Below are 17839 nucleotides of genomic sequence, written 5' to 3' on the forward strand. Positions count from 1 at the left end.
GCCACCAGGAGGAGCATCCATGAGCACCACCCCCCGCGTCGTCGTCATCGGCGCCGGCATCGTCGGCACCAACCTCGCCGACGAACTCGTCCAGCGCGGCTGGACCGACGTCACCGTCCTCGAGCAGGGGCCGCTGGCCCTGCCCGGCGGCTCGACGTCGCACGCCCCCGGCCTGGTGTACCAGACGAACCCGTCGAGGACGATGACGCACTTCGCCCGGTACACGGTGGAGAAGCTCGTCTCCCTGGGCTGCTTCAACCAGGTGGGGGGTCTCGAGGTCGCCACCACGCCCGAGCGTCTCGGCGAGCTCAAGCGCAAGGTCGGCTACGCGGCGTCGTGGGGGATCGACGGGCACCTGCTGGACGCGGACGAGGTCGTGCGGCAGTACCCCCTCCTGAACCCGGAGATGGTGCTCGGCGGCTACCACGTGCCCACGGACGGCCTGGCCCTGGCGGCCAAGGCCGTGCAGGTGCTCATCGAGCGCAGCACCCGCGCCGGTGTCGTCTTCCGCCCGGAGACCACGGTGACGGGCATCGAGCGGGCCAACGGCAGGGTCACCGGGGTGACCACCACCCAGGGCACCGTGCCGGCGGACATCGTCGTCTCCTGCGCCGGGTTCTGGGGGCCCGCCATCGGCGAGATGGTCGGCATGCCCTGCCCGCTGCTGCCGCTGGCCCACCAGTACGTCTTCACCTCCGCGGTCCCGGAGCTCGTGGGCAAGCACGACGCCCCCAACGGGGCCACGCTGCCGATCCTGCGCCATCAGGACGCGGACCTCTACTACCGGGAGTGGGGCGACCGGATCGGCATCGGCTCCTACGCGCACCGCCCGATCCCCGTCGACCTCGCGGACCTGCCCCGCTACGACCCCTCGGAGATCAGCCACGACCGGATGCCGTCCCGGCTGGACTTCACCCCCGAGGACTTCACGGAGCAGTGGGCCGAGAGCCGCCGCTTCCTGCCCAGCCTGAAGCACGCCGAGGTCGCCGAGGGCTTCAACGGCATCTTCTCCTTCACCCCCGACGGCGGCCCGCTCATCGGCGAGTCCCCGGACGTGGCCGGCTTCTACGTCGCCGAGGCCGTGTGGGTGACCCACTCCTCCGGCGTCGCCAAGGCCGTGGCGGAGCTGCTCGTGGACGGGCGGTCCGAGACGGACCTGCACGGCTGCGAGGCCACCCGCTTCGAGGAGGTGCAGCTGACCCCGGAGTACGTCGAGGAGACGGCCCAGCGCAACTTCGTGGAGATCTACGACGTCCTCCACCCCCTCCAGCCCAAGGAGTCCCCGCGCAACCTGCGGGTAAGCCCCTTCTTCCTGCGGCAGCAGGAGCTCGGCGCCTTCTTCCTCGAGGGAGGGGGCTGGGAGCGGCCGCAGTGGTACGAGGCCAACGCCCGGTTCCTCGACGAGCTGCCCGAGCAGTGGCGCGAGCCGGAGCGGGACCCCTGGTCGGCGATGTTCCACTCCCCCGTCGCGGCCGTCGAGGCGTGGAAGACCCGCACGGCCGTGGCCATGTACGACATGACCGCGCTCAAGCGCGTGGAGATCGAGGGACCGGGGGCCGGCCTGCTGCTCCAGCGGCTGAGCACGGGCAACGTCCTGCGCAAGCCCGGCGCCGTGACCTACTGCCTGCTCCTCGACGAGCAGGGCGGGATCCGCAGCGACATCACCGTCGCCCGGCTCGGGGACGAGCTGTACCAGGCGGGCATCAACGGCCACGTCGACGTCGCCTACCTCTCCGCCGCCGCCGACCGCCAATCCGCCGAGGACCCCGCCTCGTGGGTGCGGGTGCGCGACATCACCGCGCAGACGTGCTGCATCGGCCTGTGGGGACCGCGCGCCCGGGACGTCATGGCCAAGGTCTCCCGCGACGACCTGTCCAACGAGGGGCTGAAGTACTTCCGCACCAAGCAGATCTGCGTGGGCGGGCTGACCGTGACGGCCATGCGCCTGTCCTACGTCGGCGAGCTGGGCTGGGAGCTGTACACCACCGCCGACCAGGGCCTGCGGCTGTGGGACCTGCTGCACGAGGCCGGCCAGGAGTTCGGCATCGTACCCGCCGGCCGGGCCGCCTTCAACAGCCTGCGCCTGGAGAAGGGCTACCGCTCCTGGGGCAGCGACATGACCACCGAGCACACCGCGGAGGAGGCCGGCCTGGCCTTCGCCGTGAAGACGGACAAGGGCGAGTTCGTCGGCGCGGCGGCGGCCGCGGCCGCAGCGGACCCCCGCCGGCGGCTGCGGTGCCTGACCGTCGACGACGGCACGTCCGTGGTCCTCGGCAAGGAGCCCGTGTACGTCGACGGCACCGCCGCCGGCTACGTCACCAGCGCCGCGTACGGCTACACCGTCGGCCGGCCCGTCGCCTACGCGTGGCTGCCCGCCGACGTGACGGAGGGCGACGCCGTGGAGATCGAGTACCTCGGCGAACGCGTCGCCGCCACGGTCAGCGCCGAACCGCTCGTCGACCCCGGCATGGCGCGACTGCGCGGCTGAGCGACGGGGGCCGTGGCCGGCGGACCGCCGGCCATGGCCCCCGTGCTCTCCCGGGTTCCCGGCGGGCTCCTCGTCCAGGGCCCAGGCCGGGTGGGACGAGCCGGGCGACCCGCCCGGGCGACCCGCCCGGGCGCGACGCCCGGGTGCGACGCCCGGGTGGAGGCGCGGACCACCAGCTCGGGCTGGAAGCTGACGTGGCGGTGGTCGGGGTCGGCGATCCCGTCCTCGAGCTGGTCCACCGCCGTGCGCCCGATCAGCCGGGCCGACCGGCGGCGGGGCGCGGGCTCAGGTCCCGCAGAACGTGCGGTAGGTGGCGCCGAAGTCCTCCGGCGGTGCGGCGGCATAGCGCTCCAGGCCGGGCCGCTCGTCGTAGGGGGCGGTCACCGCTTCCAGGAGGCGGCCGAGCGGTTCGAGGTCCCCCTCGACGGCGGCGTCGAGGGCCTCCTCGACGAGGTGGTTGCGGGGGATGTAGACGGGGTTGACCCGGTCCATCGCGTCGGCGTCCGGGCCCGCGGCGCGCCAGCGCTCCGCCCAGGCGTCGAAGGCGGCGAGGTCGAGCACCAGGTCCCGGGCGGGCCGGGCGTCGCCGCGGGCGGCCGCGCCGAGGCCGCGGAAGAACGAGGTGTGGTCCACGTGGTTGGCCTGGAGCAGCGTGAGCAGCTCGTGGGCCAGGGACGAGACGACCTCGTCGTCGAGCTCCGCGGACAGGCCGAGCTTGGCCCGCATGCCCGCCGACCACGCCGTGCTGTACTGCCCGGGGAACGCGTCGAGCGCCGCCACCGCCAGGGCGACCGCCTGCTCCTGGTCCTCGTGGAACAGGGGCAGGAGGGTCTCGGCGAGCCGGGCGAGGTTCCACTGCGCCACGACCGGCTGGTTGCCGTAGGCGTAGCGCCCGCCCGCGTCGATCGAGCTGTAGACCGTGGCCGGGTCGAAGGCGTCCATGAAGGCGCACGGCCCGTAGTCGATGGTCTCGCCCGAGATCGTCATGTTGTCGGTGTTCATGACCCCGTGGATGAAGCCCACGAGCATCCAGCGGGCCACGAGCGAGGCCTGCGCGGCGACGACCGCCTCGAACAGGGCCAGGTAGGGGTTCCCGGCGTCCGCGGCGTCGGGGTAGTGCCGCCGGATCGCGTGGTCGGCGAGGCGGCGCACCAGGCCGGCGTCGCCCGTGGCCGCGGCGTACTGGAAGCTGCCCACGCGCAGGTGGCTGGCGGCCACCCGGGCGAGCACGGCCCCGGGGAGCACCGTCTCGCGGCGCACCGGCCGGCCCGTCGCCACCACCGCCAGCGAGCGCGTGGTGGGAATGCCCAGGGCGTGCATCGCCTCGCTGACGACGTACTCGCGCAGCATCGGGCCCACCGCCGCGAACCCGTCGCCGCCGCGCGCGAACGGCGTGCGCCCGGAGCCCTTGAGGTGGAGGTCGCGCAGGCGGCCCCCGGCGTCGACCACCTCCCCCAGCAGCAGGGCGCGGCCGTCACCGAGGCGCGGGGAGAACCCGCCGAACTGGTGCCCGGAGTAGGCCTGCGCCACCGGTGTGGCGCCCTCGGGGACGCGGTTGCCCACCAGCAGGCGCACGCCCTCCGGGCTGCGCAGCGAGGCGGGATCCAGGCCCAGCTCGGCGGCCAGCGGCTCGTTGAGCACCAGCAGCTCGGGCTCGGGGACCTGCTCGGCCCGCCAGGGAACGGCCATTTCGCCCAGTTCCCGGGCGAAGGCGCTGTCCAGGGTGATGGTCGGCAGCGGTGTGACGCTCATCCCGTCAACGATACAGGGGACGGCCCGTTCCGTCGCGGGCGGTGCCCGCCGGAACTAGGCGGGCACCCGGGGGTCGGCGAGCCCGTCGATCCCGACGAGCGTGGTGAACACCGCGTCGGCGAGGTCCCGCTCGTGCCGGGTCCGTCCGGCGGGGCCCCGGCGCATCAGTCCCACCACGGCCCGGCGGGCCGCGGCGAGCAGCTCCGGGTCCGAGGCCAGCTGCCGGCTCAGGTCCTCCGCGGAGCCCTCGGCCTGCTGGGCGGGCACGGGGGCGCCGTCCACGTCGAGGTAGGTCGGCTCCGGGGAGTACGTCCGGTCCACCACCGGCTCGGGGGCGAGGGCCAGGCACACCAGGGGGTTCTCCCCGTCCCCCTCCGGGTCCTCCACCACGGTGGCCACCGCCACCCCGTGGACGCTCAGGCGCGCCAGCTGCTGCGGCTCCTCCACGGGGATGTCGGAGTCGAGCGCCGTCTCCACCGCCCAGAAGCTGCCCTCGGTCGCCACCGGGTCCGGCAGCACCAGGGCCACGTAGTGGGCCAGGAACTCCAGGACCGTCTCGTATCCCCCGGTGCGCGCGAGCCGGCGCAGCTGCGGGCTCATCGCCCGCGCCCCGGAGCCCAGGTTGGGGACGGGAAGACGCCGGCCCTCCAGGAAGGCCCGCTGCAGGCCGGGGTTCACCACCGCGTCCAGGGGGCTCGGCGTGGTGGGCAGGTCCTCGGGGGCAACGTTCAGGAGCTCGTTCATCATTTCCTCCGGTGACACGGTCCGGCAGGGGGCACGGACGGTGTGGAGACGATTTTCACCCGCCGGCCGCCGCCGCGTAAGACCCCGAAGGTCTCGACTTCTCCGTGACGGGGCGGGCGGGGTTCCACCAGGGGCGCGGGCGCCGGCTGTCCCGCGGGCGACGGACGCCGGGGCCGCCGCGGCCCCGGCTCACGACCGTCGCGGCCGCTCCAGCTCCGCGCTGTCCAGGACGAGCGTGACCGGCCCGTCGTTGACCAGCTCGACCTGCATCGTCGCCCCGAACCGGCCGGTCTCCACCCGGGCCCCCAGCGCGCGCAGCGCCTGCACGTAGGCCTCGAAGACGGGCTCGCTGACCGGACCGGGAGCCGCGGCCGACCACGAGGGGCGCCGGCCCCTCCGGGCGTCGCCGTAGAGCGTGAACTGGCTGATCGCCAGCACCGGCGCGCCGAGGTCCGCGCACGACCTCTCGCCCTCCAGCAGCCGCAGGTTCCAGGTCCGCTCGGCCAGCCTCGCGGCGACGGCGGCGTCGTCGTCGTGGGTCACGCCCACGAGGGCCACCAGGCCCGGCTCGTCGATCCGGCCCACGGCGGAGCCCCCGACGGTCACGGCGGCCCGGGCCACCCGCTGCAGAACGATGCGCATGGGCCCCAGTCCACCACAGCTCCCGGCGCGGTCGCGCGACAACGGGGGCCCGCGTGCCGGAGGATAAGAGGGTGGGCGGCTGCCGGCCGCCCGCTCCGTCCCGAGCCGAAGGACCCGCTGTGCCTCCTCGCCCCTCGACCCGCATCATGGCCGCCGCCTCGATCGGCGTCCTCGCCGTCACCCTCACGGGCTGCGGCGAGGACGTGCAGGAGGTCGACGCCGACTACGCCGAGATCTGCGTGCAGGAGGACCCGGAGACGGGCGAAAACGTGCGGGTCGACGACGACAACTGCGACGACGACCGCCCGCGCGGGTCGTTCATCCCGATGTTCCTGTTCCTCAACGCCAGCCGCGCGGTCTCCGTGCCGGCGGTGGGCGCCCCGGTGCCGCGGTCGTCGGGCTTCACGACCACCCGCCCGCCGGCCTCCGCGAAGGTGGCCCGGAACTTCTCCCCCTCCGGGACCTCCGTGGGCAAGACCGGGGTCTCCAAGGGCTTCGGCGGCTCGAAGAGCGGGGCGGGGTCCTGATGCGGCGCATCGACGGCCTGCCGCCCCGTCCGCACTGGGAGCAGACCGTGCGCGACGAGGGCCTGACCTACGCCTTCACCGAGCGCCCGGACGGCTCCCGGTTCTCCTACTGGAACGAGACCGCCGCCTACGTGCTCTCCCCGGCCGAGGTCGAGGAGCTGGAGTCCACCACGGACGAGCTGTACCGGATGACGCTGGAGGCGGCCCGGTACATGGCCGCCGGCAACCTGGGCACGCTGGGGCTCTCCGAGGCCGCGTTCGAGCTCGCCCAGTACTCCCTGAGCCTGCGGGAGCCCTCGATCTACGGCCGCTTCGACCTCGCGTGGGACGGCACGGGCCCCGCCAAGATGCTCGAGTTCAACGGCGACACCCCCACCGGGCTCGTCGAGGGCGCGATCTGCCAGTGGTCGCGCGTGGAGGCGCTGCACCCGGGACTGGGCGAGGAGCACGCGCAGTTCGACCAGCTCAACGGCCTGTGGCCGATGCTCGTGGAGCGGTGGCGGCAGCGGCTGCCGTCGTCGGCGTCGAAGGTCCTGCACGTGGCGTACACCCGCGAGGAGGAGTCCGGGGAGGACGCGGCCAACGCCGCCGTGATGGCCGCGACCGCCGCGGAGGCCGGCTACCGCACGGTCCTACTGCCCGTGGAGGACGTGCGCTTCGACACCCGCGCCAACCACTGGGTGCACGCCGCGGGCAGCGTGGACGACCCCGCGGTGGTCTCGGGCATCGAGGAGCTCTTCGCGCTGCACCCGTGGGAGGTCATGGTCGACGACGGGCCCGGCGCGTTCGTGCTGGGCGACCCCCTGCTGATGCACCACTGGTACGAGCCGGCCTGGAAGATGTTCTGCTCCACCAAGCTGCTGCTCGTGGCCCTGTGGCGCTGCTTCCCCGGCCACCCCAACCTGCTGCCCGCCTATCCGGACGGACCCAACGGCCTGGCGGAGTGGGTGCGCAAGCCGATCTTCGGCCGCGAGGGCGACGGCATCGAGATCCGCGCCCGCGACGTGCACGTCCGCTCCCCCAACCCCCACCCCTCTCCGATGGACGTGTGGCAGGGCTACGTGCCGCTGCGGAACTTCCCGGGCTCGGACGGGGCGCCCAACCACCCGGTCGTCGGCTCCTGGGTGGTCGGCGACGCCGGGGCCGCCGGCGTCGGCATCCGCGAGTCCGACGGCCCGCTCACCGACTACTGGTGCCGCTTCGTGCCCAACATCATCGACAAGAAGGGCGTCCTGTGACCGCGCACCTGCTCCCCCGGTCCATCTCCACGGCCACCTCGGCGGTCATCGGCGCGACCTCCATCGCCCCGCTGTACTCCGCGGTGGTCACCCTGGGCCTCATGCACGCCCTCGTGGGCCGGTGGACCCCGGTGGTGCTGGTCGCCGCCGTGGTCCCCATGGCCGTCGTGTCGGTGTGCTTCGCGCGGCTGGACGACCTCTACGAGGACCAGGGCACCGTCTACCGCTGGGCCCGGGAGGCCTTCGGGGAGTTCGCGGGGTTCCTGGGCGGCTGGGGGCTGTGGCTGTCGGCGACCCTCGTGCTCGCCTCCCTGGCCTGGGTCACGGCCGACTCCGCCCTCTTCGCCCTGGGCCTCGACCCGGGCGCGTGGACCACCACCGGGGTGGCGGCCGCGCTCATGGCGGTCTTCGCGGCCGTCTCCTCCACGGGGATCCGGGTCTCGGCGGCCGTGCAGGCGGTGCTCGCCGCCCTGCAGCTGGTGGGGGTCGGCGTCCTGGTGTGGGCCATGCGCACGGCCCCGGTCCTCGCCGACGGCACGGGGACCGCGGACGGCGAGTGGAGCGGGTTCTACACCGACGTGCTCACCGGCGGCGAGCTCACCGCCGGCAACCTGGCCGCGGCCCTGCTGCTGGCCCTGTTCCTGTACTGGGGCTGGGACTCGACGTTCTCCCTCACCGAGGAGTCCACCACCCAGCGGGCGCCGCGGGTCTCGGCGTGGATCGCGCTCGCGGTCGTGGCGGCCGCCTACGCCCTCATCGGCTGGGCCTACGTGCCCGGGGCCTCGGTGGGCTCCCCGCTGCTGGCGTCCCTGGTGGCGGTCTCGGCCGGTGCGTCCATCGGCACCACGATGATCCCCACCTCCCGCGGGCTGATGTCGATGGCCCGCGGCGGGCACCTGCCCCGCCGGTTCGTGTCCCTGGCCTTCGCGACGTGGACCACCGCGGCCGTCGCCGCGGCGTGGATGGCGTTCTCGGGCTCCCTGTTCGACGACTCGATCGGGATCATCTCGGTGCTCGTGGCGCTCTACTACGGCCTGGCCTGCGCGGCGGCCGCCCGGCTCGCCCGCACGGCCGGCACCCGGGCGCTCGGGGTGGCCGGGGCGGTGCTGATGGGCCTCGCCCTGGCCCTCACCGGCTGGGAGTACGTGCTCTCGGCCACCTGGGTCGGGGTCGGGGTGGCGCTGGTGCTGCTCGTGGTCCCGCTGTGGTTCCTCCTGGGCCGCGGGCGCGACCCGCTGCCCGGCGCGCACGAGCGCGCCCCGCACCTGGAGAGCCTGCGGAACTGACCGGTCCGCTCAGTCGAGCACGCTGAACCCCCGCGGCAGGGACCGGCGGCCCGTGAGGGCCTGCAGCACCGCGGGCACGTGCCCGCGCTCGGCGGCGATCTCCACGAGGGTCAGGGCGGCGTCGGCCAGCACGTGGCCGGGCGGGGTGCGCTCCAGCCCGCAGGCCGCGGTGATGTCGAGCCCGTGCACGGCGAGCTCGAAGGTGCGGGTCGGCAGGTAGGCGCTCAGCCGCGTGCCGCCGACGACGGTGCGGATCAGCGGGTCCTCCCCCACCGGCACCCGGGCCAGCGCCTCGCGGGCGTCCTCGAGCGCGCCGCGCACCACGGACGCCGGCTCGTCCCCGAGCGCCCGCCCCGCGGCCACGCCGCGCGCGGCGACCTCCTGCGGGCCCGTGGCCCCGCCGGAGAGCACGTAGTACTGCCCGATGCTCGTGCAGGCCGCGACGTCCGCGGGCTCGCCGAGGTAGGCGGCGAGCGTGACGAGGGCGCGGTGGGTGTGCCCCACCAGCGCCCGGACGTCCCAGGCGCCGAGACCTGGCCGGGCCCACACGTCGTCGTCGGAGCGCTCGGCGAGCTGCTCGATCTCGTCGACGAGGCGGGCGAAGAACACCCCGGCCTCGAGGAAGGCCGTGCGGGCGGCGGCGGGGTCGCGGTCCATGGGTCCCCCTCGGCGGAGCGGCAGGCGGTACGGCGCGGGCCGGGCCCCGTCCGCGAGGACGGGGTCCGGCCCGCAGGAGTGACCGAAGCCTACTGCGCGGCGGCCGCCGCGGCCTCCGTGTTGCTCCCGGTTGCGGCCTGCTCGCCCTTCGGGCCGTCGACCTGCTTGACCTTGGGCTCGGGCCGGGCGTCCACCCCGGCCTCCTTGCGCTGCTGCGCCGTGATGGGCGCCGGGGCGGCGGTGAGCGGGTCGTAGCCGTTGCCGGTCTTCGGGAAGGCGATGACCTCGCGGATGGAGTCGGCCCCGGCGAGGAGGGCGACGACGCGGTCCCAGCCGAAGGCGATGCCGCCGTGCGGGGGCGCGCCGTACTTGAAGCCCTCCAGCAGGAAGCCGAACTTCTCGTCGGCCTCGGCCTCGCCGATGCCCATGACCTCGAAGACGCGCCGCTGCACGTCCTGCTGGTGGATGCGGATGGAGCCGCCGCCGATCTCGTGGCCGTTGCAGACGATGTCGTAGGCGTAGGCCAGGGCGGACTCGGGGTCCTGGTCGAAGGTGTCCAGGAACTCGGGCTTGGGCGAGGTGAACGCGTGGTGCACGGCGGTCCAGGCCCCGGCGCCGACGGCGACGTCCCCGGACTCGACGGCCTCGGCCGCCGGCTCGAACATCGGCGCGTCGACGACCCACACGAACGCCCACTCGCCCTCGTCTATCAGCCCGGTGCGGTGGCCGATCTCCACGCGCGCGGCCCCGAGCAGGGCGCGGGTGGACTTCCTCTCGCCGGCGCCGAAGAAGATGCAGTCGCCGGGCTGGGCGCCGGTGGCGGCGGCGAGGCCGTCGCGCTCCGCGTCGGTCAGGTTCTTGGCGACGGGCCCGGAGAGGGCGCCGTCCTCGCCGACGAGCACGTAGGCGAGGCCCTTGGCGCCGCGCTGCTTGGCCCACTCCTGCCAGGCGTCGAGCGTGCGGCGCGGCTGGGAGGCCCCGCCGGGCATGACGACCGCGCCCACGTAGGGGGCCTTGAACACGCGGAAGGTGGTGTCCTTGAAGTACTCGGTGAGCTCGGTGAGCTCCAGGCCGAAGCGCAGGTCCGGCTTGTCGGAGCCGTACTTCGCCATGGCCTCGGCGTAGGTCATCCGGCGGATCGGGGTGGGGATCTCCACGCCGATGAGCCGCCACAGGGCGGCGACGATGCGCTCGCCCAGGGCGATGACGTCGTCCTGCTCCACGAAGGAGGCCTCGATGTCGAGCTGGGTGAACTCCGGCTGGCGGTCGGCGCGGAAGTCCTCGTCGCGGTAGCAGCGGGCGATCTGGAAGTACTTCTCGACGCCGCCGACCTGCAGCAGCTGCTTGAACAGCTGCGGGGACTGGGGCAGGGCGTACCAGGAGCCGGGCGCGAGGCGGGCCGGCACCAGGAAGTCGCGGGCGCCCTCGGGGGTGGAGCGGGTCAGCGTGGGGGTCTCGACCTCGAGGAAGTCGTCGCCGTGGAGCAGCTCGCGGGCCACGCGGTTGGCCTCGGAGCGCAGCCGCAGGATGCGGGCGGGCCCGGGCCGGCGCAGGTCCAGGTAGCGGTGGCGCAGGCGGGTCTCCTCGCCGACCTCCACGTGGGCGTCGATCTGGAACGGCAGCGGCGCGGCGGTGTTGAGCACGGTCACGGTCTCGGCCATGACCTCGACCTCGCCGGTGGCGAGGGCCGGGTTCTCGTTGCCCTCGGGCCGGCGCTCCACGGTGCCGGTCACCTGCAGGACGTACTCGTTGCGCAGGTGGTGGAAGTCCGCCTCGTCGCGCACCACGATCTGGGCGATCCCGGACGCGTCGCGCAGATCCAGGAACGCCACCCCGCCGTGGTCGCGGCGGCGGCCGACCCAGCCGGCCAGCGTGACGGTCTCTCCGATGTGCTCGGCGCGCAGCTCGCCGAGGTTGTGTGTGCGCAGCACTCAAAAACCCTTCGTTGTTCGGGAGGTCCGGACGGGGCCGCGCGGATCGCACGTTCGCCCGGGGTTCGCCCGGTGCCCCTACTCTCGTTCGGGCACGAGTTTACAGCCCGCCTCTCGGGCCCCAGGACGGCCCCACCGGAGCGCCGGGCTCCCGGGGCCCCGCCCCGGCACCGCGCCGAGCCCCCATCCCGGGCGCATTCCCCCGGGATCGAACGTGGGGAGATGGGGCAGAGGTGGGGACTCGGCGGAAAGGAGCGGGGCTCGGCGGAAGGGAGTGGGGGCTCGGCTCAGGCCTCGACCGGCACGACGGCCCGCACGACCGGGCGCAGGTCCTCGGCCGGCGGGGTCCAGGCGGCGAGGTCGGCGGGGACCTGCTCTCCCGAGCGGATGTCCTTGACCTCGTGGGTCAGGCTCCCGTCCTCGCCGCGGGAGGTGAACCACACGTACGGGATGCCGCGGCGCTCGGCGTACTTGATCTGCTTGCCGAACTTCGCCGCGGTCGCCGAGACCTCGCAGGCGATCCCGCGGGCGCGCAGCTGCTCGGCCGCGTCCTGGGCCTGGGCCCACGACTGCTCGTCCACCAGCGAGACCAGCACCGCGGTGGGCACCTTGCGCGAGGGCTCGGCCATCCCCTGGGAGAGCATCCGCGAGACGAGGCGGGTCACCCCGATCGACAGGCCCACGCCCGGGTAGCTCCTCTTGCCGGCGGAGGCCAGCGACTCGTAGCGCCCGCCGGAGCAGATGGAGCCCAGCTGCTCGTGGCCCACCAGCACGGTCTCGTAGACGGTCCCGGTGTAGTAGTCCAGGCCGCGGGCGATCGACAGGTCGGCCACGACCTTGCCCGGGGCGCGGCGGGCGGCCTCGCCCACCACCTCGGCGAGCTCCGCCAGGCCCTCCTCGAGCAGCTCGTCGCTCACCCCGAGCGCGCGGACCTGCTCCACGAAGGAGGTGTCCTCGGTGCGGATGGAGGCGAGCCGCAGCGCGGCCTCGGCCTGCGCGGCGGTGGCACCGACCTCCTCGCGCAGCGCCTCGGCGACCCGCTCCGGGCCGATCTTCTCGAGCTTGTCGATGTTGCGCAGCACCCCGGCGGTGTCCTCGAGGCCGATGCCGCGGTAGAAGCCCTCGGCGAGCTTGCGGTTGTTGATCCGCAGCCTGAACGGCGGGACGGGCAGCTTCGCGAGGGCGTCGATCATCACGAGCGCGAGCTCCACGTCGTAGCGGAACGGCAGCGTGCCGTCGCCGACCACGTCGATGTCCGCCTGGGTGAACTCCCGGGCCCGGCCCTCCTGGGGGCGCTCGCCGCGCCAGACCTTCTGCACCTGGTAGCGGCGGAACGGGAACGTGAGGAAGCCGCTGTTCTCGACGACGTACCGGGCGAAGGGGACGGTGAGGTCGAAGTGGAGGGCGAGCTGCTCCTCACCCTTGGGGGAGCCGGCGTCCTCGTCCTCCTGGAGGCGCGAGACGGCGTAGACCTCCTTGTCGATCTCGCCCTTGCGCAGCAGCTGGCCGACGGTCTCGACGGCGCGGGTCTCGATCGAGGAGAAGCCGTGCAGCTCGAAGGTCTCGCGCAGCACGTCGAGCACGTGCAGCTCGACCAGACGCTCCTCCGGAAGCCATTCGGGGAAACCGGACAGGGAGGTCTTGCGGGCCATGGGGACGTGCTCCTCGGGTGGGACGGGGGGGACGGGGCGACAACGGTCGGACGACGGGACGGCAGGGGCCGCGGGTCCGGACTCATCCTAGAGAGCACCGCCGCCCGGCCCCAAGCTCCGGCCCGTGGGACCTCCCCGGCACGGTCCTCGGTACTATGGGGCAGACGACTGTCCGAAGCCGGGCGACGACGCCGGGTGCACGCTCCGGCCCCCGTCCGGCGAGAGCGAAAGAGTTTCAGCGGTGACCGAACGTCTCGAATCCGACGACCAGCCCACGCCCCGCCCCGTCCCCGCCCCGGGGCCCGTGCCGAAGCCTGCCGTGCCCGCCCCTGCGGCACCGGCCCCGGCAGCGCCCACCCCGGCGGCCGCGGCACCCGGTCCTGCCGCCCCGGCAGCGCCTGCGGCACCGGCCCCCGCCGCCACGGCACCGGCCGCCACGGCACCGGCCCCCGCGGCGGCTCCCGCCCCGGCCCTGGCCTCCCCGGAGACCCTGGAGCGGGCCCGGCCCTTCGGCCGGGTCACCGAGGACGGGCACGTCTACGTCGTGGTGGACGGCGAGGAGGCGCTGTGCGGGCAGTTCCCGGACGCCACCGAGGACGAGGCCCTGGGCTACTTCGCGCGGAAGTTCGAGGACGTCGAGGCGCAGGCGGCGCTGCTCGAGCAGCGCGTGGCCGCGGGCGCCCCGTCGTCGGACATGCTCAAGACGGTCGACCACCTCGCGGAGCAGGTCGCCCAGCGCACCCTGCTCGGCGACATCAGGGCCCTGGAGGCCCGGCTCGAGGCCCTGCGCCCCGCGATCCGCGAGCTGGAGGCCGCGGAGCGGGCCGCCCACGAGGCCCAGCGCGCCCAGAACGTGGCCGCGCGCGAGGCCATCGTGGCGGAGGCCGAGAAGATCGCCGCCCAGGACCCGCAGCGCACCCAGTGGAAGCAGGCCTCGGCCCGGATGGCCGAGCTGTTCGAGCAGTGGAAGGCCCACCAGAAGTCCGGCGTGCGCCTGGGCCGCTCTGCCGAGGACGCCCTGTGGAAGCGCTTCCGCACCGCGCGCACCACCTTCGACAAGCACCGGCGCGCCTTCTTCTCCCAGCTCGACGCCGACAACGCCGAGGCGAAGAAGGCCAAGGAGGCCCTGATCGCCGAGGCGGAGGCCCTGTCGACCTCCACGGACTGGGGCACCACGGCCGCGGAGTACCGCCGGCTCATGGACCGCTGGAAGCAGGCCAAGCGCGCGTCCAAGAAGGACGACGACGCCCTGTGGGCCCGCTTCCGCGCCGCCCAGGACCGCTTCTTCGAGGCCCGCAAGGCCGACAACGACCGGATCGACCAGGAGTTCGAGGGCAACCTCGCCGTCAAGGAGCAGCTGCTCGCCGAGGCCAGAGCGCTGCTGCCCGTCACGGACCTCAAGGCCGCCAAGCGCGCGCTCGGGGACATCCTGGACCGGTGGGAGCAGGCGGGCAAGGTCCCCCGCGCCCACATGCGCCGGGTCGAGGCCGAGATGCGCGCCGTGGAGGACGCCGTGCGCAAGGTCGAGGACGAGAAGTGGCAGCGCTCCAACCCGGAGACGAAGGCCCGCTCCAACTCGATGCTCACCCAGCTCGAGGTGAAGATCGAGGACCAGGAGGCCGCGCTCGCCAGGGCCCGGGCCACCGGGGACACCAAGCGGGCCGCCAAGCTCGAGGCCGAGCTCACCACGAGCCGGCAGTGGCTCGAGACGCTGCGCCGCTCCGCCGCCGACCTGCACTAGGACCCGGAGCCCCTGCGCACGGCCTCGCGGGCCCGCTGTCCACAGCGCGCCCGCGGGGCCTTCCGCGTGCCGGGGTGCGGCACCAGGCTGGGCCCATGGACGCCCCGCCCTGGCACCCCGACGCCCTGCTCCTGCCCGGCCGGCCCTTCCCCCGGGTCGAGCTCTCCGCGCTCGTCGCCGACGGCGTGCTCGTGCCCGTGGTGCTGGAGGCCCACGTGCTGCGCGGGCGGCCGGTGACCCGGGCGCTGAAGGTCGCGGCGCTGGAGGCGCAGCTGCCCCCGCACCTGCTGCGCCGCGGGGTGCTCGGCCGGCTCTCCGCCGCGTGGTTCTACGACTGCGCCCGGGCGCCGACCACCCTGCCGCTGCTGCTGGACAAGCTGCGGCGCACCACCATGTCCCCCGTGCCGGAGGGGCTCACGCTGCACCAGGTCACGCTGGGCGGCTACGACGTGCACGAGGCCGGGCCCGTGCACGTCACCACCCCGCTGCGCACCGCGGTGGACCTGGCGCTGCACGTGCCGGGGCGGGAGGGCACCGCCGCGCTCGAGAAGCTGATGCACGCCCCGCACCTGCACTGCCCGCCCGCCCTGGTGCACACCGCCCTCGAGAGCTACGGACGGATGCCGGGGCGCCGGGCCGCGCTCGTGCGGGTCCGCCGGGCGGGCCGGGCGATCGGCCGGCCCGTGCCGTGAGCGGCGCCGGCCGGTCCGGGGCCCGGAGGTCCCGCGGCCGGGCGGCTCAGCGCCCGGCCGGCTCCGAGACGGGACGGTGGCCCGTGGTGCGGTAGACGTCGTAGACCCCGTCGATCCGGCGGACCTGGTTGAGCACGTGGTCCAGGTAGCGCGGGTCGCCCATCTCGAACGCGAACCGGGAGATCGCCAGGCGGGACTTCGAGGTGTGCACGGAGGCCGAGAGGATGTTGACGTGGTTCTCGGAGAGCACGCGCGTCACGTCCGAGAGCAGGGACTTGCGGTCGAGGGCCTCCACCTGGATCTCCACCAGGAAGACGCTGGACTGGGTGGGCGCCCACTCGACCTCCACGATCCGCTCCGTGGAGGTCAGCGCCTGCATGTTCACGCAGTCGCGGCGGTGCACCGAGATCCCGGTGCCGCGGGTGACGAAGCCCATGATCTCGTCGGGCGGGACCGGGGTGCAGCAGCGGGCGAGCTTGACGTAGACGTCGGAGGCGCCCTTGACGACCACCCCGGAGTCGGACACGCGCGGGCGGATCGGCTGCGTGGCGATGGTCGTCTCGGCGAAGTCCTCCTCCGCGCCGTCGGCCCCGCCGAGGCTGCCCACGATCTTCTCGACGACGTCCTGGGCGCTGACCACGTCCGAGCCGATCGCCTCGTAGAGGGAGCTGATGTCGGAGCGGTGGAAGTCCTGGGCCACCGCGAGCAGCGACTCCTGGGTGAGGGTGCGCTGCAGGGGCAGGTGGTGCTTGCGCAGCGCCCGGGTGAGCGCGTCCTTGCCCTTCTCGATGGCCTCCTCGCGGCGCTCCTTGGAGAACCACTGGCGGATCTTGTTGCGCGCGCGCGGGGAGCGCACGAACTTCAGCCAGTCCTGCGACGGGCCGGCGTGCTCGGACTTGGACGTGAGGACCTCGACCCAGTCCCCGTGCTGCAGCTCCGAGGACAGGGGCACGAGCTTGCCGTTGACGCGCGCGCCGATGGTCTTGTGGCCCACCTCGGTGTGCACGGCGTAGGCGAAGTCCACGGGCGTCGAGCCCGCGGGCAGGGCCATCACCTCGCCCTTGGGCGTGAAGACGTACACCTCGGACGTGTTGATCTGGTAGCGCAGGGAGTCCAGGAACTCGGAGGAGTCCTGCGTCTCCTCCTGCCAGGACACGAGCGAGCGCAGCCAGTTCAGGTCGCCCTCCTGCGCCTTGGGCGTGGCGGAGTTCGCCTGGTTGACCTGGTCCTTGTACTTCCAGTGCGCAGCCACGCCGTACTCGGCGCGGCGGTGCATCTCGTGGGTGCGGATCTGGATCTCCACGGGCCGGCCGTCCGGGCCGATCACCGTGGTGTGCAGGGACTGGTACATGTTGAACTTCGGCATGGCGATGTAGTCCTTGAACCGCCCCGGCAGGGGCCGCCACCGCGCGTGCAGGGCGCCCAGCGCCGCGTAGCACTCCCGCACCGTGTTCACGAGCACCCGGACCGCCTGCAGGTCGTGGATCTCGTCGAAGTCCTTCCCGCGCACGATCATCTTCTGGTAGATCGAGTAGTAGTGCTTGGGCCGGCCCGTGATGGTCGCCTCGATCCCCGCCTCGGCGAGGTCCTCCGCGATCCGCTCCCGGATCTTGGCCAGCGACCGCTCGCGCTGGGGCTGGCGCTCCCCCACCATGCGGACGATCTCCTCGTAGACCTTGGGGTAGAGCGCCGCGAAGGCGAGGTCCTCGAGCTCCCACTTGATGGTGTTCATGCCGAGCCGGTGGGCCAGCGGGGCGAAGATCTCGAGGGTCTCGCGGGCCTTCTTCGCGGACGACGCCGGGGGCACGAAGCGCCAGGTGCGGGCGTTGTGCAGGCGGTCGGCGAGCTTGATGACGAGCACGCGGATGTCCTTGGCCATCGCCACGATCATCTTGCGCACCGTCTCGGCCTGCGCGGCGTCCCCGTACTGGACCTTGTCGAGCTTGGTCACGCCGTCGACGAGCGCGGCGACCTCGTCCCCGAACTGCGCGCGCAGCTGCTCGAGGGTGTAGTCGGTGTCCTCGACGGTGTCGTGCAGCAGGGCGGCCACGAGGGTCGCCCCCGTCATGCCGAGCTCGGCGAGGATCGTGGTCACGGCCACGGGGTGGGTGATGTAGGGGTCGCCGCTCTTGCGCTTCTGCCCCTCGTGGCACTTCTCGGCCACCTTGAACGCCCGCTCCAGGACCTCGAGGTCCTCCTCGGGGTGGGTGGCGCGCACGGTGTGCAGCAGCGGCTCCAGGATCGGGGAGTGGTCCATGGGCCGGCCGGAGAGGTAGGACAGGGAGGACCGGGTGCGGTCGCTGCGGCCCGGGAACACCGCGCGCCCCACCATCGAGCGCGAGGCGGGCAGGACGTAGTGCGTGCCGGCCATGTCGGAGCGCCGCGGCGGCATGGGGGCGGCCCCCGGGCCTGCGGGGGTGGTGCCGTCGTCGGTCGGGCTCATGACCGTGGCTCCCTTCCCGGTATGCGCGCGGGGCGGCGGCCGTGCG

At 73.8% G+C, this 17839-nt stretch carries 13 protein-coding genes; 6 read left to right on the forward strand and 7 right to left on the reverse strand.

Annotated elements, in window-relative coordinates:
• The first annotated feature begins 19 nt into the window (after positions 1-19).
• The gene (locus M3185_RS09020) at positions 20-2488 is read left to right on the forward strand and encodes a GcvT family protein (RefSeq protein ID WP_251333338.1); all 2469 of its coding nucleotides are present in this window, start codon (positions 20-22) and stop codon (positions 2486-2488) included.
• 285 nt (positions 2489-2773) lie between these two features.
• Here M3185_RS09020 and M3185_RS09025 read toward each other — a convergent pair whose 3' ends face one another.
• From M3185_RS09025 to dtd, 3 genes are all read right to left on the reverse strand, one after another.
• Positions 2774-4240, reverse strand: a complete 1467-nt coding sequence (locus M3185_RS09025; RefSeq protein ID WP_251333339.1) for a protein adenylyltransferase SelO — start codon at positions 4238-4240, stop codon at positions 2774-2776.
• A gap of 54 nt (positions 4241-4294) precedes the next feature.
• The gene (locus M3185_RS09030; RefSeq protein WP_251333340.1) at positions 4295-4984 is read right to left on the reverse strand and encodes a hypothetical protein; all 690 of its coding nucleotides are present in this window, start codon (positions 4982-4984) and stop codon (positions 4295-4297) included.
• A gap of 189 nt (positions 4985-5173) precedes the next feature.
• The gene (gene dtd, locus M3185_RS09035) at positions 5174-5626 is read right to left on the reverse strand and encodes a D-aminoacyl-tRNA deacylase (RefSeq protein WP_251333341.1); all 453 of its coding nucleotides are present in this window, start codon (positions 5624-5626) and stop codon (positions 5174-5176) included.
• A gap of 119 nt (positions 5627-5745) precedes the next feature.
• Between dtd and M3185_RS09040 the strand changes: the two genes are divergently transcribed.
• The 3 genes from M3185_RS09040 to M3185_RS09050 are packed head-to-tail and all read left to right on the forward strand — an operon-like array spanning position 5746 to position 8677.
• Positions 5746-6153 (forward strand): hypothetical protein, encoded by a 408-nt coding sequence (locus tag M3185_RS09040; protein WP_251333342.1) that lies wholly within the window; start codon positions 5746-5748, stop codon positions 6151-6153.
• Entirely contained in the window at positions 6153-7391 is a 1239-nt protein-coding gene (locus M3185_RS09045; protein WP_251333343.1) for a glutathionylspermidine synthase family protein, read from the forward strand. The genes M3185_RS09040 and M3185_RS09045 overlap by 1 nt, the downstream gene beginning before the upstream one ends.
• Positions 7388-8677 (forward strand): amino acid permease, encoded by a 1290-nt coding sequence (locus M3185_RS09050; protein WP_251333344.1) that lies wholly within the window; start codon positions 7388-7390, stop codon positions 8675-8677. Before M3185_RS09045 ends, M3185_RS09050 begins: the two co-directional genes overlap by 4 nt.
• A gap of 9 nt (positions 8678-8686) precedes the next feature.
• On the opposite strand, the gene M3185_RS09055 is transcribed toward M3185_RS09050, so the two are convergent.
• From M3185_RS09055 to hisS, 3 genes are all read right to left on the reverse strand, one after another.
• Positions 8687-9334: a maleylpyruvate isomerase N-terminal domain-containing protein gene (locus M3185_RS09055; RefSeq protein ID WP_251333345.1), complete on the reverse strand. Its 648-nt coding sequence runs from the start codon at positions 9332-9334 to the stop codon at positions 8687-8689.
• Positions 9335-9423: 89 nt separating this feature from the next.
• Positions 9424-11265, reverse strand: a complete 1842-nt coding sequence (gene aspS, locus M3185_RS09060; protein WP_251333346.1) for an aspartate--tRNA ligase — start codon at positions 11263-11265, stop codon at positions 9424-9426.
• Positions 11266-11552: 287 nt separating this feature from the next.
• The gene (hisS, locus tag M3185_RS09065; RefSeq protein ID WP_251333347.1) at positions 11553-12917 is read right to left on the reverse strand and encodes a histidine--tRNA ligase; all 1365 of its coding nucleotides are present in this window, start codon (positions 12915-12917) and stop codon (positions 11553-11555) included.
• A gap of 241 nt (positions 12918-13158) precedes the next feature.
• Here hisS and M3185_RS09070 point away from each other — a divergent pair, with 241 nt between their 5' ends.
• Positions 13159-14658 carry a DUF349 domain-containing protein gene (locus M3185_RS09070; RefSeq protein ID WP_374238485.1) on the forward strand — a complete coding sequence of 500 codons (1500 nt, stop codon included), beginning with the start codon at positions 13159-13161 and terminating at the stop codon, positions 14656-14658.
• 95 nt (positions 14659-14753) lie between these two features.
• Positions 14754-15350, forward strand: a complete 597-nt coding sequence (locus M3185_RS09075) for a type IV toxin-antitoxin system AbiEi family antitoxin (protein ID WP_251333348.1) — start codon at positions 14754-14756, stop codon at positions 15348-15350.
• 46 nt (positions 15351-15396) lie between these two features.
• Here the strand turns inward: M3185_RS09075 and M3185_RS09080 are convergent, their stop codons facing one another.
• Positions 15397-17793, reverse strand: coding sequence for a RelA/SpoT family protein (locus tag M3185_RS09080; RefSeq protein ID WP_374238486.1), 2397 nt, complete (start codon positions 17791-17793; stop codon positions 15397-15399).
• Positions 17794-17839: the final 46 nt, after the last annotated feature.

The organism is Kocuria rosea, from assembly GCF_023715525.1.
Classification (GTDB): domain Bacteria; phylum Actinomycetota; class Actinomycetes; order Actinomycetales; family Micrococcaceae; genus Kocuria; species Kocuria rosea_A.

Bases quoted from the DNA above. Each gene is read 5' to 3' on its own strand.
- M3185_RS09020 (WP_251333338.1), top strand. From the start codon at position 20: ATGAGCACCACCCCCCGCGTCGTCGTCATCGGCGCCGGCATCGTCGGC.
- M3185_RS09025 (WP_251333339.1), bottom strand. From the start codon at position 4,240: ATGAGCGTCACACCGCTGCCGACCATCACCCTGGACAGCGCCTTCGCC.
- M3185_RS09030 (WP_251333340.1), bottom strand. From the start codon at position 4,984: ATGAACGAGCTCCTGAACGTTGCCCCCGAGGACCTGCCCACCACGCCG.
- dtd (WP_251333341.1), bottom strand. From the start codon at position 5,626: ATGCGCATCGTTCTGCAGCGGGTGGCCCGGGCCGCCGTGACCGTCGGG.
- M3185_RS09045 (WP_251333343.1), top strand. From the start codon at position 6,153: ATGCGGCGCATCGACGGCCTGCCGCCCCGTCCGCACTGGGAGCAGACC.
- M3185_RS09055 (WP_251333345.1), bottom strand. From the start codon at position 9,334: ATGGACCGCGACCCCGCCGCCGCCCGCACGGCCTTCCTCGAGGCCGGG.
- hisS (WP_251333347.1), bottom strand. From the start codon at position 12,917: ATGGCCCGCAAGACCTCCCTGTCCGGTTTCCCCGAATGGCTTCCGGAG.
- M3185_RS09075 (WP_251333348.1), top strand. From the start codon at position 14,754: ATGGACGCCCCGCCCTGGCACCCCGACGCCCTGCTCCTGCCCGGCCGG.
- M3185_RS09080 (WP_374238486.1), bottom strand. From the start codon at position 17,793: ATGAGCCCGACCGACGACGGCACCACCCCCGCAGGCCCGGGGGCCGCC.